The sequence below is a fragment of the Streptomyces africanus genome (assembly GCF_030816955.1).
GTDB classification, from domain to species: Bacteria; Actinomycetota; Actinomycetes; order Streptomycetales; family Streptomycetaceae; genus Streptomyces; species Streptomyces africanus.
The window spans coordinates 8,548,140-8,567,416 of record NZ_JAUSYP010000001.1; the positions used below are offsets into that span (position 1 = coordinate 8,548,140).

At 70.8% G+C, this 19,277-nt stretch carries 15 protein-coding genes and 1 pseudogene; 14 read left to right on the forward strand and 2 right to left on the reverse strand.

What is annotated here, in order from left to right:
• Positions 1-2: 2 nt before the first annotated feature.
• The gene (locus QF034_RS38885) at positions 3-2,162 is read left to right on the forward strand and encodes an alpha-galactosidase (RefSeq protein ID WP_307179356.1); all 2,160 of its coding nucleotides are present in this window, start codon (positions 3-5) and stop codon (positions 2,160-2,162) included.
• Between the two features lie 496 nt (positions 2,163-2,658).
• On the opposite strand, the gene QF034_RS38890 is transcribed toward QF034_RS38885, so the two are convergent.
• Together QF034_RS38890 and QF034_RS38895 are read right to left on the reverse strand one after the other, a co-directional pair.
• The gene (locus QF034_RS38890) at positions 2,659-3,645 is read right to left on the reverse strand and encodes an aldo/keto reductase (RefSeq protein ID WP_307179357.1); all 987 of its coding nucleotides are present in this window, start codon (positions 3,643-3,645) and stop codon (positions 2,659-2,661) included.
• 155 nt (positions 3,646-3,800) lie between these two features.
• Positions 3,801-4,682: a helix-turn-helix domain-containing protein gene (locus tag QF034_RS38895; RefSeq protein ID WP_307179358.1), complete on the reverse strand. Its 882-nt coding sequence runs from the start codon at positions 4,680-4,682 to the stop codon at positions 3,801-3,803.
• A gap of 172 nt (positions 4,683-4,854) precedes the next feature.
• On the opposite strand from QF034_RS38895, the gene QF034_RS38900 reads away from it, so the two are divergent.
• The 13 genes and pseudogenes from QF034_RS38900 to QF034_RS38965 all read left to right on the forward strand — a co-directional run bounded on the left by QF034_RS38900 (position 4,855) and on the right by QF034_RS38965 (position 19,265).
• Positions 4,855-5,871, forward strand: a complete 1,017-nt coding sequence (locus tag QF034_RS38900) for a zinc-dependent alcohol dehydrogenase family protein (protein WP_307179359.1) — start codon at positions 4,855-4,857, stop codon at positions 5,869-5,871.
• A gap of 82 nt (positions 5,872-5,953) precedes the next feature.
• Positions 5,954-6,619, forward strand: a complete 666-nt coding sequence (locus tag QF034_RS38905) for an SDR family NAD(P)-dependent oxidoreductase (protein ID WP_307179360.1) — start codon at positions 5,954-5,956, stop codon at positions 6,617-6,619.
• Positions 6,620-6,803: 184 nt separating this feature from the next.
• Complete coding sequence (locus QF034_RS38910; RefSeq protein ID WP_307179361.1) at positions 6,804-7,151, forward strand: cyclophilin-like fold protein; 348 nt, start codon at positions 6,804-6,806, stop codon at positions 7,149-7,151.
• Between the two features lie 179 nt (positions 7,152-7,330).
• On the forward strand, positions 7,331-8,587 hold the full coding sequence (locus tag QF034_RS38915) for an MFS transporter (protein ID WP_307179362.1): 1,257 nt from the start codon (positions 7,331-7,333) through the stop codon (positions 8,585-8,587).
• 69 nt (positions 8,588-8,656) lie between these two features.
• A pseudogene (locus tag QF034_RS38920) lies at positions 8,657-9,423 on the forward strand (SDR family oxidoreductase).
• 106 nt (positions 9,424-9,529) lie between these two features.
• On the forward strand, positions 9,530-10,297 hold the full coding sequence (locus QF034_RS38925) for an SDR family NAD(P)-dependent oxidoreductase (RefSeq protein ID WP_307179363.1): 768 nt from the start codon (positions 9,530-9,532) through the stop codon (positions 10,295-10,297).
• Between the two features lie 23 nt (positions 10,298-10,320).
• Positions 10,321-10,746 carry a (R)-mandelonitrile lyase gene (locus QF034_RS38930; protein WP_307180082.1) on the forward strand — a complete coding sequence of 142 codons (426 nt, stop codon included), beginning with the start codon at positions 10,321-10,323 and terminating at the stop codon, positions 10,744-10,746.
• Positions 10,747-11,066: 320 nt separating this feature from the next.
• Positions 11,067-11,717: a (2Fe-2S)-binding protein gene (locus tag QF034_RS38935; RefSeq protein WP_307179364.1), complete on the forward strand. Its 651-nt coding sequence runs from the start codon at positions 11,067-11,069 to the stop codon at positions 11,715-11,717.
• A 12-nt stretch (positions 11,718-11,729) separates the two neighbouring features.
• Positions 11,730-12,710, forward strand: a complete 981-nt coding sequence (locus QF034_RS38940) for an FAD binding domain-containing protein (protein ID WP_307179365.1) — start codon at positions 11,730-11,732, stop codon at positions 12,708-12,710.
• Positions 12,707-14,902, forward strand: coding sequence for a xanthine dehydrogenase family protein molybdopterin-binding subunit (locus QF034_RS38945; protein WP_307179366.1), 2,196 nt, complete (start codon positions 12,707-12,709; stop codon positions 14,900-14,902). The genes QF034_RS38940 and QF034_RS38945 overlap by 4 nt, the downstream gene beginning before the upstream one ends.
• 160 nt (positions 14,903-15,062) lie before the next feature.
• Positions 15,063-16,217, forward strand: a complete 1,155-nt coding sequence (locus tag QF034_RS38950; protein WP_307179367.1) for an XdhC family protein — start codon at positions 15,063-15,065, stop codon at positions 16,215-16,217.
• Between the two features lie 250 nt (positions 16,218-16,467).
• Positions 16,468-17,454 carry an aldo/keto reductase gene (locus tag QF034_RS38955; RefSeq protein ID WP_307179368.1) on the forward strand — a complete coding sequence of 329 codons (987 nt, stop codon included), beginning with the start codon at positions 16,468-16,470 and terminating at the stop codon, positions 17,452-17,454.
• A 287-nt stretch (positions 17,455-17,741) separates the two neighbouring features.
• Positions 17,742-19,265 carry an MFS transporter gene (locus QF034_RS38965; RefSeq protein WP_307179369.1) on the forward strand — a complete coding sequence of 508 codons (1,524 nt, stop codon included), beginning with the start codon at positions 17,742-17,744 and terminating at the stop codon, positions 19,263-19,265.
• Positions 19,266-19,277 lie beyond the last annotated feature (12 nt).

The window sequence follows — 19,277 nt, forward strand, 5'->3', positions numbered from 1 at the left end:
TCGTGACCACTCCGACCGAAGCCGCAGCCGAGGGCGTCATTCATCTCCGCGCAGCAGGTGTGAGCCTGGTACTCGACCTGCGGGGCAACGGTCTGCCCGCCGTTCTGCACTGGGGCGCCGACCTCGGTGACCTCAGCCGCCAGGACCTGCACCGGTTGGCCGAGGCCGTCACCATGCCGCCGATCGCGGGATTCCCCGACGCCGTACCGCGTGCCGCACTGCTGCCCGAACACGGCACCGGCTGGCCCGGACAGCCCGGACTCACGGGACACCGTCAGGGAGCCGACTGGTCACCCCTGTTCACCCGCGACTCACTGGAACTGGATACCGCAGCACAATCCGTGAAGGTGCGGGCCACCGACGCCGCAGCCAGGCTCAGCCTGGTACTGGAAGCCGGACTCACCACGTCCGGCCTCGTGCGCATGCGAGCCGCCGCACGCAACGACGACCCAAACCGCGGCTACACACTCAACGGCCTGCTGCTCGCCCTGCCGGTACCCGACTCCGCCACCGAACTGCTCGACCTCACCGGCCGCTGGTGCCGCGAACGGGTCCCGCAACGCCGGTCCTTCACCCACGGCACCTGGTTGCGCGAGACTCGCAGTGGGCGCACCGGCCACGACGCCCCTCTTGTCCTGGTGGCCGGCACACCCGGCTTCGGCTTCGGCACCGGCGAGGTATGGGGCCTGCACCTGGCCTGGAGCGGCAACCACCGCGTACTGGCCGAGCGACTCCCCACCGGCCGTCCGGTCATCGCTGCCGGCGAACTGCTGCTGCCGGGTGAGGTCATCCTCGGCCCGGGCGAGGAGTACACCGGCCCGTGGCTGTACGCCTCCCACAGCGGCCAGGGGCTCGACGGCCTCTCCGCCCGCTTCCACGACCACCTCCGCGCCCGTCCCGGCCACCCCGACCGCCCTCGCCCGGTGGTGCTCAACACCTGGGAGGCCGTCTACTTCGACCACGATCTCGACCGGCTCACCCACCTTGCCGACCGCGGCGCCGAGGTCGGCGTGGAGCGTTTCGTCCTGGACGACGGCTGGTTCCGCCACCGTCGCGACGACCGGGCCGGACTCGGCGACTGGTACGTCGACGAGACCGTCTGGCCGACGGGACTTCATCCGCTCATCGACCACGTTCGCGGCCTGGGCATGGAGTTCGGCCTGTGGGTCGAGCCGGAAATGGTCAACCCCGACTCCGACCTGGCCCGGGCCCACCCCGAATGGATCCTGGGCACCGGTGGCCGCACCCCCGCCGACCGCCGTTTCCAGCAGGTCCTGGACCTCACCCACCCCGAGGCGTACGCCCACATCCTGCAGCGCCTCGACGCCCTGCTCAGCGAGTACGACATCGCCTACCTCAAGTGGGACCACAACCGCGAACTGGTCGACGCCGGCCACGCACCGGGCGGCGAGCCCGCCGTGCACGCCCAGACCCTCGCCGTCTACGCCCTCCTGGACGAACTGCGCCGACGCCACCCCAGGTTGGAGATCGAGTCCTGCGCAAGCGGCGGCGGACGCGTCGACCTCGCCATCCTGGAGCGCACCGACCGCGTCTGGGCCAGCGACTGCAACGACGCCCTGGAACGCCAGTCGATCAATCGCTGGACCCAGCTGCTCCTGCCGCCCGAACTCATCGGCTCGCACATCGGCGCCGCCCGTTCTCACACCACCGGTCGCACCCACGACCTGGCCTTCCGGGCGGGCACCGCGCTCTTCGGTCACCTCGGCATCGAATGTGACCTCACCCGCACAACCGAGACCGAACGCACCGAACTGGCCAGATGGATCACCCTGTACAAACAGCTGCGCGGGCTGCTGCACACCGGCCGCGTCGTACGCATCGACCACCCCGACCCGGCCCTGTGGGCACACGGCGTCATCTCCCACGACCGCACGGAAGCCATCTTCGCCCTCACCGCCATGGCCACCCCGATCTCCGCCCAGCCCGGCACGCTACGACTGCGCGGCCTCGATCCCGACGCCACTTACCGCCTGCGCTCGCTGCCGCCCGCCGACCAGGCACCCGGCATGGAACGCGGCACCCCCGCATGGTGCGCCAAGGGCGGCATCACCCTGCCCGGCACAGTCCTGGAACACGTCGGCATCCAGATCCCCAACCTCCACCCGGAACAACTGCTTCTGCTGCGGCTGGCGAAAGCCTGACCCCGCCGCCCGTCAGTAACCGTCAACCCCGGTTACACCGCTCGTTTGACAGACCCGGGGAATTACGTGAACTCAGCCCCGGGGAAATACGTGAACGTCCACAGGCCCGCCAGGCGCCGCGACACAGGCTCGATCGGAGGGGTCAGCGCCGCACTGACACATGTACGCGGTGTCCTCGCCGTCGGCGCGCAGGGCAGCGTTTTCGAGGGTGAACTGTCGGATGAACTCCTCGGGCAAGGCGGGGGTGCGGCCCAGGGCTACGAAGGACTCGCCCTACCCCCACAGAGGGCTCAACCGCACGCCGTCGCGACCGTTCGTGCCTGCCGCAGACGGGCACGTGGGTTCGGAGCCGCGTCAGCGTGGGACGCCAGGACCTCCTGGAGGTCGGTGGGAGGCCGTCAGACGGCTCCACACTGACTCCCGGAGGCCCTCACCCGTCACGGTTGTGTCGTCACGTGACTCCGAGTTCGACCAATGTCCCCAGCATGCGATCGTCTCACTTGCCGACGAGGCGCATGTGCTGGTCGTTGTAGCGGTCGCCGTGCACGCCGATGCGGGCCGCCGTGGCGTCGAGGTCGGCCATGTCGTCGGCGGACAGAGCGACCTGGGTGGAGCCGGCGTTCTCTTCCAGGCGTTCGATGCGGCGGGTGCCGGGTATCGGGGCGATCCAGGGCTGCTGGGCGAGGAGCCAGGCCAGGGCGATCTGTCCGGGGGTGGCGTTCCTGGCGCGGGCGAGCGTGATGACGTGGTTGACCAGGGCCTGGTTGGCTGCGAGGTTGTCCTCGTTGAACCGGGGGATGGTGGTGCGGATGTCGCCTTCGGTGAACGCGGTCGTGGTGTCGACGGTGCCGGTGAGGAAGCCCTTGCCGAGCGGGCTGAACGGCACGAATCCGATGCCGAGTTCGGCGAGTGTGGGCAGTACCTCGGATTCGGGGTCGCGGGTCCACAGGGAGTACTCGCTCTGCACGGCGGTCACGGGGTGGACGGCGTGGGCCCTGCGGATCGTCGCCGCGGCGGCTTCGGACAGGCCGAAGTGGCGTACCTTGCCCGCCTGTACGAGTTCTGCGACCGCGTCCGCGACGTCCTCGATGGGGACGTCGGGGTCGACCCGGTGCTGGTAGAAGAGGTCGATGGTGTCCGTGCGCAGCCGGCGCAGCGAGGCGTCGGCGACCTGCTTGATCTGTTCGGGCCGACTGTCGAGCCCCACCGACGTGCCGCCCTCGATGCGCCAGCCGAACTTGGTGGCGATGACGACCTGGTCGCGCACCGGGGCGAGCGCCTCGCCCACGAGTTCTTCGTTGGCGTAGGGGCCGTATACCTCGGCGGTGTCGAAGAAGGTGATGCCGCGGTCGACGGCGGCGCGGAGCACACCGATCATGTCCTGCCGGTCTCCGGGGTTTGGGCCATAGCTCTGGGACATGCCCATGCAGCCCAGTCCGATCGCCGAGACCTCGAGGCCCTGGCCGAGGGTGCGGGTGTGCATCGCGGTGCTCCTTGCGCGGTGGCGGGTGAGGGTGAACGAAAGCCCGGCTCAGGCGCGGGAAGCGCCCGTTCATGGCGCGAGAGTCAGAGCGGCTGAGGGGCACGGTGAACGCCCTCGGCCGTCTGTCGCCGGAGTCGTGGAGGCGGCCGACGGGGTCAGGTGAGTGGTGGCGACGCGGGCAGGTGCTGGTCGGCGGCCCAGGAGGCGAGGATGCGCAGTCGTTCATGGGTGGGGGAGCCGGGGGCGGCGGTCCAGACAGTGAGGTTCTGGTCGGGGTCCGTGTTGGCGGTGAGGGTGTCCCAGTCCAGGACGAGTTCGCCGACGACCGGGTGGTTGAGGGTCTTCGTGCCCACGGTGCGGGCGGCCACCCGGTGGTCGCCCCACCATCGGGCGAACTGCTTGTCCCGCAGGGACAGTTCACCGACCAGCTCGATCAGGCGGGGGTCCTCGGGATACTTCGCGGCCTCCATCCGCAGCTGGGCCACGGCGATGTGCGCGGAGGTCTCCCAGTCGGCGTACAGGGTGCGCATGGCCGGATCGGTGAAGATGATCCGGGGATAGTTGCGGTGCTTTTCCGGGAGGTGGGAGAAGTCGGTGACCAGGGCGGCGGCCAGGGCGTTCCAGGCGAGGATGTCACCGCGCCGGCCCTGCACGATGGCCGGGGTGGCGGTGAGGTCGTCCAGGACCCGCTGCAGTTGGGGCTGGACCTGCTGCCGGCCGCGCCGCCGGGTGCGGGTGGTGGTCTTGCCGGCGAGCTGGAAGAGGTAGCCGCGCTCGTCGTCGTCCAGGTGGAGGACGCGGGCGAGGACGTCCAGCACGGGTGCCGATGCCTGCATACGGCCCTGTTCGAGCCGGGTGTAGTAGTCGGTGCTGATGCTGGCGAGCTGGGCGACCTCCTCGCGGCGCAGCCCGGCCACCCGGCGGGGCCGGTCGGTCTCGGGTAGTCCGACCGTGCGCGGGCTCAGCTCCGAGCGGCGCTTCTTGAGGAATTCTCCCAGCTCATTGAGGGGGACGTTGGCGGTCATGCTTCCCAGCATGACACCGATTCCACTCGAGAAAGGGGGGAGAATTTACTCCCAGGATGTTCCCCTCCCGGGATGGATTTCTCCGCTTTTCGCGCCCGCCCTCGCGTGTGAGGCTCGCTGTCGAGCAGCCGGTCACGACCACCGGCTGCGGCACACCGACCCTCGTACCGAAGGAAGCACCCCCATGCGCGGAGCAGTCATTCACGCCCCCGGCGATGTGCGCTTCGAGACCCTTGACGACCCGAAGATCCTCCAGCCGACCGACGCGGTGATCCGTACGGTCGCCACCTGCGTGTGCGGCTCGGACCTGTGGCCCTACCGCGGCGCGGAACCCGTCGGCGAACCCCATCCGATGGGGCACGAGTACGTCGGCATCGTCGAGGAGGTGGGCGGCGAGGTCACCAACGTCAGGCCGGGCCAGTTCGTGGTCGGCTCCTTCGCCACCTCGGACAACACCTGCGCGAACTGCCTGAACGGCTGGCAGTCCAATTGCCTGCACCGCGAGTTCATGAGCACCTGCCAGGCCGACTACGTCCGTATCCCCAACGCGCACGGCACCCTGGTCGCCACCGACGAGCACCCGGACGCCGAGGTGGTGCCCGGCCTGCTGGCCGTCTCCGACGTGATGGGCACCGGCTGGTACGCCGCCCTCGCCGCCGAAGTGCAGCCCGGCTCCACCGCCGTCGTGGTCGGGGACGGTGCGGTCGGTCTGTGCGGTGTCATCGCGGCCAGGGAACTGGGCGCCGAGCGGATCATCGCCATGAGCCGCCATGAAACCCGCCAGAAGCTGGCCCTGGAGTTCGGTGCCACCGACATCGTCAGTGAACGCGGCGACGAAGGCATCGCCCGCGTCAAGGACCTCACCGGCGGCATCGGCGCCGACTCCGTACTGGAGTGCGTGGGCACCGCCGAGTCGATGCGGCAGGCCCTGCACTCCGCCCGGCCCGGCGGCAACGTCGGCTTCGTCGGCGTCCCGCACGACGTGGCCATCGACGGCCAGGAGCTGTTCTTCTCCCACGTCGGTCTGCGCGGCGGCCCCGCCCCCGTGCGCCGCTACCTGCCCGACCTGATCGACCGGGTCCTGTCCGGCCGGATCAACCCGGGCAAGGTCTTCGACCTCACCCTGCCCCTGGACCAGGTCGCCGAGGGCTACAAGGCGATGGACGAGCGCCGCGCCATCAAGACCCTGCTCAAGCCCTGAGCGCAGACGCGTCCACACCTGGGGCCGCACCGATGCGGTGCGGCCCCAGGACGGCAACCACCCGCTCGCACAAGGACTGACCATGACGACCTTCGCCCTCATCGGTGCCGGACCCGGTCTCGGACTTGCCGCCGCCCGCCGCTTCGGCGCCGCCGGCCACACCGTCGCCCTCATCGCCCGCGACGCGCAGAAGCTGGACGGTCTGACGGCCACCCTCGCCCGTGACGACGTCCAGGCGCGCGGCTACACGGCCGATGTCCTCGACATCGAGTCCCTGACCTCGGCCCTGTACGCAGCCGCGGCCGACCTGGGCACCGTCGAGATTCTCCAGTACAGCCCCGTGCCCCGCGCCGACTTCATGAAGCCGGTCCTCGACACGAGCGCCGACGACCTGGACGCGCCCCTGTCCTTCTCCGTCAAGGGCCCGGTCACCGCGGTCAACGCCGTCCTGCCCGGCATGCGCGAACTCGGCCGCGGCACCCTGCTGTTCGTCAACGGCGCCAGCGCCGTACGCCCCAACCCGAAGGCCGCCGGCACCTCGATCGCCTTCGCCGCCGAGAGCGCCTACGCCCGCATGCTGTACGACGCGCTCGCCCCGGAGAACGTCCACGTCGCGCAGCTGATCATCCCGGGAGCCATCCGGCCCGACGCCGAGCACAGCAGCCCCGACGTCCTGGCCGAGCGCCTGCTCGACATCCACCAGCTGCGGGACGGCTTCCGCCACTACGCCGAGCCCCTGCCTGACTAATCCCCTGGACGAACTCGTGAACCCGGCACCCTTGCGAACTCTCGCCCGCGTGGTCCCGGCAGCCGCATTGCTGCTGGCTGTGACCGCCTGCAACTACGACTCCCCATCCTCCTCATCGAAGCCCGCGTCGCCGCAGGCTTCGACAGCCCCGGCCACCACCTCACCGTCCGCCAGGACTACCGCCATGAACATCCGGCTCACCATCAACGGCCACCGCTTCGACGCCACCCTGAACGACAGCCCCACCGCCCGCGACTTCGCCGCCCAGCTCCCTCTCACCCTGTCTGTGCGCGACTTCAACCAGGCCGAGAAGACCGCCGATCTGCCCCGGAAGCTGTCCACCACCGGCGCCCCGGAAGGCGCCGACCCTCAGGTCGGTGATCTCGCCTACTACGCGCCCTGGAACCATCTCGCCACCTACTACCGCGACGCCCCGTACGCGACCGGCCTGGTCATCCTCGGGCACATGGCCGACGGCGGCGCCGAGCAGCTCGCCACCGCCGACGAGATCACCATCGAAGCCGCGCCCTGACCCGCCCCACCGCTCCTCACGTGGCGCCCCCCGCAGGAAGGGGGGAGGAGATCCTCCCCTTTTCGTCCGGTTCGCTCCGTGGAACCGTGAAAGACGTGGCCGCGCCGTCCACTGTCTGCCGCGACGGCTTCAGCCGCCACCATGATCCGCCGAATTCCACGCAAGGAGAGACCACACCTATGCCTTCCGCATCCGGGACCACCCCCGGCAAGCTCCCCTTCGTCGTCTGGGTGCTCGCCGCCGGCACGTTCCTGATGGGGACCACCGAGTTCGTCGTCGCCGGCCTGCTGCCGGAGCTGGCCGGTGACCTCGGAGTCAGCGTCTCCCACGCCGGCCTGCTGATCACCGCCTTCGCCATCGGCATGATCATCGGCTCGCCGACCATGGCCCTGGCGACCCTGCGTCTTCCCCAGCGCCGGACTCTGATCCTCGCCCTGGCCGTCTTCTGCCTCGGACACCTCGTCGCCGCCCTGAGTACCTCCTTCACGATCGTCCTCGCCGCCCGCGTCGTCACAGCCCTGGCCACCGGAGCGTTCTGGTCCGTCGGCTTCGTCGTCGCCACCACCGCCGCGGGCCCGAACAACGCCACCCGCGCCACGGGCGTCATGATCGGCGGTCTGACCCTGGCCAACGTCGTCGGCGTGCCGATCGGGTCCTTCGCCGGTCAGTTCACCGGCTGGCGCGGCCCCTTCTGGGCCCTGGCCGTCCTCTCCGGGCTTGCCGCCGTGTTCATCGGCCGCTTCATCCCGGCCCAGGGGCAGCGCGTCGAGGTGTCCATCCGGGCCGAGGTCCGGGCTCTGCGTCAGGGCCGGCTGTGGCTGGCGCTCGCCGCCGCGATGCTCATCATGGGCGGTGTGCTGGCGACGTACACCTATGTCACGCCGCTGCTGACCGACCGCGCCGGCATCCCCGCAGGCGCCGTACCGCTCGTCCTCATCGCCTTCGGCGTGGGCGCCCTGGGGGGCACCACCACGGGCGGCCGCCTGGGCGACCGGCGTCCCATGGTCACCACCATCACGGCCGCCGCGGCCACCGCTCTGGTCCTGCTCCTGCTGATCCCGCTGTCCGGCAACCCGGTGACAGCCACCCTGCTCGTCTTCCTGATGGGCTTGACCGGCTTCACGGTCAACCCGGTCGTCACCGCCCTCGCCATGCGCTTCGCCGGCGACGCGCCCACCCTCACCTCGGCGCTGACCACCTCCGCCTTCAACACGGGCATCGCCGCCGGCTCGGCGATCGCCGGTACGGCCCTGGACTCCTCCCTCGGCCTGACCGGCCCGCCCCTGGTCGGCACCGTCATCGCCGCCCTCACCCTCCTCCCGCTGATCGCCCTCGCCGTCCACGGCGTCTCCGGCAAGGGCCGGATCGTGGCCCAGAGCAGCCCGCCCACGCAGACGCGACACGACGAACCCGCGCAGGTGCCGTCGCAGCACTGACCCATGCCCCGATCCGCGTCCTGCCGAATGCGAACCGACGACGTATCCGCAAGCGAGAGGACTCCGCCCATGACCGTGACCAACGCGGCCTTCACCGGGAAGGCGGCCTTCGTGACGGGAGCCGGCTCCGGCATCGGCCGTGCCACCGCCGTTGCCTTCGCTCGCGCTGGCGCCCGCGTCGCCCTCGCCGACCTGTCCGTGGACGGCCTGCGGGAGACCGCTCGGCTCATCGAGGAAGCGGGCGGCCAGGCCCTGGCCCTGACCTGTGACGTCACCAGCGATGACGACGTACGGTCCGCGCTGGACGCCACCATTCGGGCGTTCGGACGGTTGGACGCCGCGTTCAACAACGCCGGCGTCGAGCAGCCGGTCAAGCCGGCCGCGGACATCGAGAAGGACGAGTGGGACCGGGTCATCGGCGTCAGCCTGACCGGGATGTTCCTGTGCATGAAGCATCAGATCCCCCTCATGCTCCAGCAGGGGGCGGCGCGATCGTCAACGCCTCGTCCGGCGCCGGCGTCAAGGGCTTCGAGGGACAAGCGGCCTACGCCGCCGCTAAACACGGCGTCATCGGCCTGACCCGCTCCACCGCCCTCGACTACGCGGCATCCGACATCCGCGTCAACGCCATCTGCCCCGGCATCATCGACACCGAGATGATCCAGCGCTTCGCCGAAAGCACACCCGGAGGACGCGACGTCCTGATCGCGGACGAGCCCATCGGACGCCTCGGCACACCGGACGAGATCGCCGCCGCCGTGCTCTGGCTCTGCTCGGACGCCGCCTCCTTCGCCACCGGCCATGCCCTGGTCATCGACGGCGGCCAAACCGTCTGACGGCGGCCCACGGCAAGGCGCAGCGCCACCGCAGCAAGGCGGAAGCCAAGCAGCCCGGCACCACACGCGCGCTGCCACAGCTCAATGCTCGAAGGGAGAACCCGACATGAACCCCAGCTACGACTTCACCGGCCAGGTCGCCCTCGTCACCGGGGCCGGCGCCGGTATGGGCCTGGCGACCGCCCGCGCGTTCGCCGAGTCCGGAGCCGCGGTCGCCCTCACCGACATCGACGAAGCGGCCCTCGACGCGGCCGCGAAGGAACTCACCGACGCCGGCCACCAAGTCCTCGCCCTCACCTGCGATGTCAGCGACGAGGACCAGGTCGCCGCCGCGGTCGACCGCACCGTGGAGGCCTTCGGTCGCCTGGACATGGCCTACAACAACGCCGGCATCCAGATCCCGCCCAGCGACGCCGCCGACGAACCCGCCGAACGCTTCGACCGCGTCAACGCCATCAACCTCCGCGGCGTGTGGGCCTGTATGAAGCACGAACTGCGGCACATGCGTGCCCAGGGCAGCGGAGCCATCGTCAACTGCTCCTCCCTCGGCGGCCTCGTCGGCCTCCCCGGCCGCGCCTCCTACCACGCCTCCAAACACGGCGTGATCGGTCTGACCACCAGCGCCGCACTCGAATACGCCCCGCGCGGCATCCGCGTCAACGCGATCTGCCCCGGCACCATCGACACCCCCATGGTCAGCGACATGATCGCCAAGGGAGAACTCGACCGCGCCGAGGCCGAGGCCAACCAGCCCATCAACCGGCTCGGCACCGCCGAGGAGATCGCCCAGGCCGTCCTGTGGCTGTGCAGCCCCGGAGCGGGCTTCGTCGTAGGCGTCGCCCTCCCCGTGGACGGCGGCTACGTCGCCCGCTAGAGACGATCCGCGCACCGACAACTCTGGAGAGACACCATGGATTCATCAAGCAGCAGCCCAGCAGCAAGGCCCCGGCCAACTGGTTCACCGGCGACGTGTGGTGGGACGTCATCGTGGCCGGCCAGGAACCCTCCAGGATGCGCGCCAACCTGGTCCGCTTCTCGCCGGGCGCCCGCACCAACTGGCATTCCCACGCTGTGGGCCAGACCCTGCACGTCGTTTCCGGCATCGCCCTGATCGGCACCCGGGACGGCACTGTCTTCGAGGCCCACCCCGGTGAGACCGTCGCGTGTCCGCCGAACGAGGAGCACTGGCACGATGCCGTCCCCGACCGGTTCATGGAGCACATCGCCCTGTGGGAGGGCACGGGCGACGGCAGCCCCGAGACCGCCTGGGCCGAGCCGGTCACCGACCAGCAGTACAACGGCCCCCGCACCCGCAACCGGTAGCCCCGGCCCCTCGATCACGCAGGCCGGGCCGACTCAGGACGTCACGGCCCCGGACGCGTCCACGAACGGGGCGACGCGGCTCCTCCCTGCCGTATCCCGCGCGAAAGTGCCCCCGATGACGTCGGCCATTCGCTCCTGACGGAGCGTAAAGGGGGAGGAAAGTCTCCCTGCCACGAGCGTTGCTGGTGGTGCAAGACTCCCGAGTGACCGGTCTCCGCTGCCAAGGTGCGCGGTTGCCCGGTTCCCCGCGGTGACGACGATCCAGTCTCCCGTCCCGCTGTCGAGTACGGCCGATCCGTCCGCGATACGAAGGCGTACGTATGTCCACTGAACTCCCTGAGTCTGCCGTTCCACCCCCCAACGGAGCCGGCGAGCCCTCCCCGGCGCCCACTCGGCGCACCTTCATCGCCACCAGCACGGCGGTCGGTGGTGCGGTCGTCGCGGGCGGCGTGATCGGAGGATCATTCCTCGCGGCCCCGGAGGAGGTGGCCGCCGCCGAGGCGCCGCCCTCCAGCCGCGTGTCCCTGACGGTCAACGGCACTCGCCGGACCGTGACGGTCGACAACCGCACGTCGCTGCTGGACCTGCTGCGCGAGCACTTCGACCTGACCGGCTCCAAGAAGGGCTGCAACGCCGGGGCCTGCGGCGCGTGCACCGTGCTGGTCGACGGCCGGCGGGTCAATGCCTGTCTGACGCTGGCCGTTCGCCTGGAGGACGCCGAGATCACCACCATTGAGGGCCTGGCCGACGGCGACCGACTCCACCCGCTGCAGCAGGCGTTCATCGACGAGGACGCCTTCCAGTGCGGCTACTGCACCCCCGGCCAGATCGTCTCCGGTGTCGGCTGCATCCAGGAGGGCCACACCGGATCTCCGGAGGAGATCCGGGAGTGGATGAGCGGCAACATCTGCCGCTGCGGCTGTTACGTGAAAATCGTGCGCGCGGTCGAGCAGACCGCCGCCCGGAAGTAAGGAGCGGCCGTCATGCATCCCTTCACCTACACCCGCGTGTCCGACACGCGGGAAGCCCTCAACGCCGGTCGCCGCGGCGGTCGTTACATCGCCGGCGGCACCACGCTGGTCGACCTGATGCGGGAGACCGTCGAGCGCCCCGAGGCGTTGGTCGACATCAGCGGGCTGCCGCTGGACGAGGTCACCGTCACCGAGCGCGGCGGGCTGCGTATCGGTGCGCTGGTGACCATGTCCGAGGCCGCCGCCCACCGCAAGGTGCGCACCTTGTTCCCGGTCATCTCCGAGGCGCTGGAGCTGAGCGCGTCGGCCCAGTTGCGGAACATGGCCACCATCGGCGGCAACATCATGCAGCGCACCCGGTGCACGTACTTCCGTGATGTGACCGCCGACTGCAACAGGCGCGAGCCCGGTTCCGGCTGTGCGGCGCTGGAGGGCGTCAACCGTACGCACGCCATCCTGGGCACCTCCGACGCCTGCGTGGCCACCCACCCCTCCGACGTCGCCGTGGCGTTCGCGGCGCTTGAGGCGCAGGTGCGCCTGCTGGGTCCGGACGGGGAGCGCCAGGTCCCCTTCGCCGACTTCCTGTTGCGGCCGGGCAGCACCCCGAACCGTGAACAGGCCCTGAGAAAGGGCGAGTTGATCACTGCGGTGGAGATCCCCGCGGTGCCGCGTCCGCTGAAGTCGGGCTACCTGAAGGTGCGGGACCGGCAGTCCTACGAGTTCGCCCTGACCTCGGCGGCCGTCGCGCTGCATGTGCGCGGCGGGGTGATCCGCGAGGCTCGAGTGGCCGCCGGAGGGGTGGGCACGGTGCCGTGGAAGCTGCCGGCCGTCGAGCGGCACCTCGTCGGCGAGCGCCCCTCGGACTCGTTGTGGACGGCCGCTGCCGCCAAGGCGGCGGAAGGCGCCCGTCCCCTGCAACACAACCGGTTCAAGGTCGAGTTGCTCCAGCGGACCGTCGAACGCCAGCTGCGCATCGTAGGAGGTACGAAGTGAGCCCCCAGCCGCAGGCAGCCGTGGGTGCGCCGCTGTCCCGGGTGGACGGTCGGCTGAAGGTCACGGGCAAGGCGCAGTACGCCGCCGAGTTCGATGTCGACGGGGCGGTGCACGCCGTCATCGTGGACGCGAGCATCGGCCGCGGGCGTATCACCGGCATCGACACGGGCGCCGCCGAGGCCCAGCCGGGCGTGCTGCGGGTGATCCACCACGGCAACGCACCGAAGCTGCCGTACCGCGACAACGCCGGGTCGAACAACCCGCCGGGCCGGCGGCAGCGGGTCTTCCAGGACGACCGGGTGCTCTTCCACGGCCAGCCGGTCGCCGTCGTGGTCGCCACCACCCTGGAGGCCGCGCAGCACGGCGCGAGCCTGGTGAAGGTCGAGTACGACACCGAGCAGCCCTCGACCGACCTGCACGATGGGGAGCGGGACAAGCCGACGAACTACGCGCGCGGCGATGCGGAAGCGGGCCTGCGCGGCGCTCCCGTACGGCTGGATCTGACGTACCAACTGGCGCGCAATCACCACAATCCGATGGAGCCGCACGCCACCATCGCCCGCTGGGACGGCAACAAGCTGACCGTGTGGGACAAGACGCAGTGGGTGGTGGGCACGCATGACGAGCTCGCGGCCGTGTTCGGCCTGCCCGCGGAGTCGGTGCGCGTCATCAACCCGTTCGTCGGCGGCGGCTTCGGCAGCGGGCTGCGCTGCTGGCCGCACAGCGTGGTCGCCGCCCTGGCCGCGCGGGAGACGAAGCGTCCGGTCAAGCTCGTGCTGAGCCGCAAACAGATGTACTTCGGCACCGGCTTCCGGCCGTCGTACGAGTACCGGCTGCGCCTCGGCAGCGACCGGCGCGGCCGGCTGACCGCCGCGATCCACGACATCGACGCCGAGACCTCGTCGTACGAGACGTTCACCGAGGCCGTGATGGGCGCGGGGCAGATGCTCTACAGCATGCCGAACGTCAGCCAGGCGTACCGGACGGTCCCCCTGGACGTGAACACCCCGATCTGGATGCGTGGCCCCGGCTTCGCCTCGGCGTCGTTCGTGATCGAGTCGGCCATGGACGAACTCGCGCACAAGCTGGGCGTCGACCCGATCGAGCTGCGCCTGCGCAACGAACCCAATGAGGACGAGTCGAGCAACCTGCCGTTCTCCACCCGTCGGCTGCGCGAGTGCTACACCGTCGGCGCCCGCGAGTTCGGCTGGCAGCGCCGCAACCCCCGACCCCGTTCGAGGCGCGAGGGCGACTGGCTGATCGGCCTGGGTATGGCCGCCGGTGTCTACGACCCCGGGCGTTACCCCGCACAGGCCCGGGCCCGCCTCGATGCCGACGGCACCGCCGTGGTCGAGGCGGCCACCAGCGACATGGGGCCGGGCACCTACACCTCCCAGACCCAGGTCGCCGCCGACGCCCTCGGGCTGACCATGCGCACGGTCACCTTCCGGCTCGGCGACTCCCTCTACCCGCCGACCTCGCCGCACGGCGGCTCGGCGACCATGGCCAGCGTCGGCACCGCCGTCCACGACGCCTGCAACCAGGTGCGGCAGCAGGCGATCAAGCTGGCCGTCGAGGACCGCGAGTCACCGCTGTACGGGGTGAAGGCGGACGACGTGGTCGTACGCGGCGGCCGGCTGCACGTGCAGGGCAACCCGACCCGCGGCGAGACGTACCGGACGCTACTGGCCCGCAACAACCGCACCCACCTCGAAGCGGGCGGCTCCTACACCGGGCCGCCCAGTCCCGAGCGGCACTCCTACCACGCCTACAACGCCACCTTCGCCGAGGTCGCCGTCGACGCGACCCTGGGCCTCGTACGGGTCAGGCGCATGCTCGGCGTGTACGACGCGGGCCGCATCATCAGCCCCAAGCTCGCCGACAGCCAGGCGATCGGCGGCATCGTGGGCGGCATCGGCACGGCCCTCCTTGAGCACACGGCCACCGACCACCGCGACGGCCGGATCGTCAACGCCAACCTCGCCGACTACCTCGTCCCCGTCAACGCCGACGTCCCCGACGTCAGGGCGATCTACCTGGACGGCGAGGACAACGACGGCAACGCGCTCGGCGTCAAGGGGCTCGGCGAGGTCGTCCAGGTGGGTGTGGCGGCCGCGATCGGCAACGCGGTCTTCAACGCCACCGGCCGCCGCATCCGCGAACTGCCCATCACCGCGGAGGCGTTGCTCTGACCCGTGCGCTTCGCCCCGGCGCGGTGCACACCGCTCGTCCGGCGGCCCGCGCCCCGTTCGGCCGCCGGACCTCCAGGGGCCGCCGCCGCATGACGTTTTCCCCGGCGTCGTGGCGGCGGCCCGCTCACTTTCCGATCCTGTCCTGCCATGGAGAACCGCCATGCTCAACATCGCGGACACACTGCACCGCTGGTGCCGCGAGGCACGCCCCTTCGCCCTGGCCACCGTCGTCGACGTGCACGGCAGCGCACCCCTGCCGGTCGGTACGTCGGTCGCGGTGGACGAGGACGGCACCGCGGTCGGCAGCATCTCCGGCGGCTGCGTCGAGGGCGCGGTCTACGAACTGTGCCGACAGGTGCTGCACGACCGGGGCGCTCCGCAGCGGACCTGGTTCGGCTACTCCGACGACGACGCCTTCGCGGTCGGCCTGACCTGCGGCGGCGAACTCGACGTCTTCGTTCAGCGCATCGATCCCGCAGCCCAGCCGCACTTGTCCACGGCTCTCTCCGAGATCGACCGAGGGCGACCGGTCGCCGTGGCACAGGTCGTGGACGGCCCGGAGCGTCTCCTCGGCTCCACGCTGAGCGTGCTCGGCGGTGACCACGCCGCCCACGGGCGCGTGGACGGCGGGTCGGCGGACCGGGCGGTGGCCGACCAGGCCAGGGCCCTGCTGCGGGCCGGCCGCACCGCCCGCGTCGACATCGGCGGGGAGGGAGACGGATGCCCCGACCGGCTGTCCGTCCTCGTCCACGTGCAAGCGTCCCGGCCGCGCCTGCTGGTCTTCGGCGCCGTCGACTTCGCCGCCGCACTCAGCCAGGCCGGCCGCTTCCTCGGCTACCGGGTCATTGTCTGCGACGCCCGCCCCGTCTTCGCCACGACCGCCCGCTTCCCGCACGCGGACGAGGTGGTGGTCGACTGGCCCCACCGCTACCTCGAACGCGCCGAGGTGGACGAGCGCACCGCCGTATGCGTCCTCACCCACGACGCCAAGTTCGACATCCCCCTGCTGCGCCTGGCACTCGACCTGCCCGTCGCCTACGTGGGCGCCATGGGCTCCCGGCGCACCCACGACGAGCGCCTGCGACTCCTGCGTCAGGAGGGCGTCACGGCAGACGAGTTGGCGCGGCTGCGTTCTCCGATCGGCCTCGACCTCGGAGCCCGTACGCCCGAGGAGACGGCGGTCTCCATCACCGCGGAGATCATCGCCCAGGCCAACCAGGGAACGGGCCGGCCCCTGACCCGGATCACCGGCCCGATCCACCGGCCGAGTTCTACAAGGCAATGGACGAGACCCGAGCCGTCAAGGCCCTCCTGAAGCCCTGACCGGACGCCGGAGTTCGCCCTACCGGCCGACGGCCGTCACGTCGCACGGTAGCGGGCGCTGACCGTGGTCAACGGGAGCCGCTGAGCTTGCGTCGGCCTACCACTGCCTCGGAACGGGTGGCTGAGCACACCGTCGCCACGGGGCGACCGATCGACCGTGTGACGGCGAACTCCTGACCCACCAGTTCTTCGCGGCACGGGTACGCAGCCGTCCGCGGCCCCCCACAAGAAGGGCAAACGCCATGCAGTACGCACACCTGGGCCGCACCGGCCTGAAGGTCAGCCGTCTCGCGCTGGGCACCATGAACTTCGGCGACGCGACGGACGAAGCCGCCAGTTTCAAGATCATGGACTCCGCACTGGAGGCCGGCATCAACCTGTTCGACACCGCCGACGTCTACGGCGGGCCGCAGTCTCCTGACATGGAGCAGGGATACGGGCTGTCCGAGGAGATCATCGGGCGCTGGCTCGCCCAGGGCGGCCGGCGGGAGCAGATCGTGCTGGCGACGAAGGTGTACCAGCCGATGGGCACCGGCCCGAACGACAAGTACCTGTCCGCGTACAAAATCCGTAAAGCCGCGGAGGACAGCCTGCGGCGCCTTCAGACCGACCACATCGACCTCTACCAGATGCACCACATCGACCGGTCGACTCCCTGGGAGGAGATCTGGCAGGCGATGGAGCAGTTGGTGCGCGAGGGCAAGGTGATCTACGTCGGCAGCAGCAACTTCGCCGGCTGGCAGATCGCGACCGCACAGAACGCCGCCGCCTCCCGCAGCTTCCTCGGCCTGGTGTCCGAGCAGAGCCTGTACAACCTGTCCGCCCGCACCATCGAACTCGAAGTGATCCCGGCACTTCGCCACTACGGGCTCGGCCTGATCCCGTGGAGCCCCCTGGGCGGCGGGCTGCTCGGCGGAGCACTGAAGAAGGCACAGGAAGGCCGCCGCGCGACGCCGAAGACGCAGGAGGCCATTGAGCGGCACCGGCCTCAGCTGGAGGCGTACGAGGCGTTGTGCGTCGAGATCGGCGAACAGCCCGCCGACGTCGCTCTGGCCTGGCTGCTGCACAATCCGGTCCTCACCGCCACGATCGTCGGCCCCCGCACCCCCGAACAGCTCGCGACCAGTCGGCACGCCCTCGACGTGCACCTGTCGAAGGAAACGCTGGACAAGCTCGACGAGATCTGGCCCGGCCCCGGCGGCGAAGCCCCCGAAGCGTATGCCTGGTAGACCCGAACGGATGATCCCGCCGCACCATGCGGGACACGGCGGACCGGGGTCGTCGCTGGAGGCGAGCCACTCCTGTGTCTGATGGCCGAGCTGCAGATCATCCGGTGCGTCCGGTCCGCCCGTCTTGGTCGGCACCCGGCCCGGATCCACGGCGTTGCCGTGGCTGTGCAGCCTCGGGGCAGGCTTCGTCGTCAGGACCGCGCTGCCGGTCGACGGCGGGTACGTCGCCCGCTGAATCCTCGCCGCGAACAGAAGGGATGAGCCGCCCCGAGGGCGGAGCAACAACCATGCTGAAAAGCTCCATTCTGCGCCGGCGTAAGCCGGCCGACGACACAGGCTCAGTCCTCGGGCAGCCGGTCAACGGGCGTATCCGGGCCGGGACGGGGCCGGTGCTGCGGGTGCGGCCGGGCGCGGCGCTGGCAGCGGCGCTGCTGGGATTCTTCGTCATCACTCTGGACGCCCTGGTCGTCAACGTCGCCCTGCCCGCCATCCGGACCGACCTGGGCGGCGGGATGACGGGCCTGCAGTGGGTCGTCGACGGCTACACCTTGATGTTCGCAGCCCTGCTGCTGTCGGCTGGTTCGCTCTCGGACCGCGTCGGCGCGCGCCGGGCGTTCGCCCTGGGCCTGGTGGTGTTCGTGGCCGCTTCCGCCGCGTGCGGGCTGGCCCCCAGCCTGCCCGCCCTGATCGCCGCCCGCCTGGTGCAGGGTGCCGGGGCGGCCGCGATGATGCCCACCAGCCTGGCGCTGATCCGCGAGGCGTACTCCGATCCGGTCAAACGGGGCCGGGCGGTGGCGCTATGGGCAGTGGGCGGCGCGGTCGCCTCCGCCGCCGGGCCGGTCGCCGGTGGTGCGGCCAGCCTGATCAGCTGGCGGACGATCTTCTTCATCAACCTGCCGGTCGGCGTCGCCGCGCTGGTTCTGCTGGCCTTCGCCGCCCGCTCACCGGGCCGCGCCGTGCCCTTCGACGTCACCGGGCAGATCAGCGCGGTCCTCGCGATGGGCGCGCTGACGTTCGCCGCGATCGAAGCGGGTTCCGCCGGATTCGCCGCACCCCAGGTCTGGGCCGCCGCCCTGCTCACGGTGGGCGCAGCCGCGGTGTTCGTCCGGGCCCAGGCCCGCGGCCGGCATCCGATGGTGCCGCTGGAGCTCCTGCGCAGACGGACCGTGTCGATCTCCTGCGGCGCCGGGTTCGCGTTCATGGCTGCCTTCTACGGCATGGTGTTCGTCTTCAGCATCTACCTCCAGCAGCAGCGCGGCCTGTCCGCGCTCGCGACCGGGCTCACGTTCGTCCCGATGACGGTGCTCTCCGCGTTCGTCAACCCGCTCTCCGCCCGCGCCGCCGAACGCTTCGGGCCCCGGGTGCCGATCGGGTGCGGCATGTACCTCATGACCTGCGGCCTGCTCTCGCTGGCCCTGGTGCCGGCCGGGACACCGACGTGGGCGCTGGCCCTGCTGATGCTGCCGGTCGGACTCGGCGGCCCGCTCGCCATGCCCCCGACCACCGCGCTGCTAGTCAACAGCGTCCCCGCCCACCAGACAGGCACCGCCAGCGGCGTCTTCAACACCAGCCGCCAGCTCGGCGGCGCACTCGCCGTCGCCGTCTTCGGCGCCCTCATCGCCGACCAGGCGCACTTCCTACCCGGGCTGCGCATCAGCCTCGTCCTCGCCGCCTTGACCACCCTGGCCGCCGCTACCGCCAGCCTCTACCTCCGCCCCACACCAGCGGGCGCCCCAGAAGACCAAGACCCCGCCGCTCCGTCGGCCGTTCCCCGGCCTGCGGCTCCCCCCTCCACGGACAACCGCGCGTAGAAGGAGACACCG

Excerpts from the sequence above, each read along its gene's own strand:
- QF034_RS38890 (WP_307179357.1), bottom strand. The coding sequence starts at position 3,645 with ATGCACACCCGCACCCTCGGCCAGGGCCTCGAGGTCTCGGCGATCGGA.
- QF034_RS38895 (WP_307179358.1), bottom strand. The coding sequence starts at position 4,682 with ATGCTGGGAAGCATGACCGCCAACGTCCCCCTCAATGAGCTGGGAGAA.
- QF034_RS38900 (WP_307179359.1), top strand. The coding sequence starts at position 4,855 with ATGCGCGGAGCAGTCATTCACGCCCCCGGCGATGTGCGCTTCGAGACC.
- QF034_RS38905 (WP_307179360.1), top strand. The coding sequence starts at position 5,954 with ATGACGACCTTCGCCCTCATCGGTGCCGGACCCGGTCTCGGACTTGCC.
- QF034_RS38910 (WP_307179361.1), top strand. The coding sequence starts at position 6,804 with ATGAACATCCGGCTCACCATCAACGGCCACCGCTTCGACGCCACCCTG.
- QF034_RS38915 (WP_307179362.1), top strand. The coding sequence starts at position 7,331 with ATGCCTTCCGCATCCGGGACCACCCCCGGCAAGCTCCCCTTCGTCGTC.
- QF034_RS38925 (WP_307179363.1), top strand. The coding sequence starts at position 9,530 with ATGAACCCCAGCTACGACTTCACCGGCCAGGTCGCCCTCGTCACCGGG.
- QF034_RS38935 (WP_307179364.1), top strand. The coding sequence starts at position 11,067 with ATGTCCACTGAACTCCCTGAGTCTGCCGTTCCACCCCCCAACGGAGCC.
- QF034_RS38940 (WP_307179365.1), top strand. The coding sequence starts at position 11,730 with ATGCATCCCTTCACCTACACCCGCGTGTCCGACACGCGGGAAGCCCTC.
- QF034_RS38950 (WP_307179367.1), top strand. The coding sequence starts at position 15,063 with ATGCTCAACATCGCGGACACACTGCACCGCTGGTGCCGCGAGGCACGC.
- QF034_RS38955 (WP_307179368.1), top strand. The coding sequence starts at position 16,468 with ATGCAGTACGCACACCTGGGCCGCACCGGCCTGAAGGTCAGCCGTCTC.
- QF034_RS38965 (WP_307179369.1), top strand. The coding sequence starts at position 17,742 with ATGCTGAAAAGCTCCATTCTGCGCCGGCGTAAGCCGGCCGACGACACA.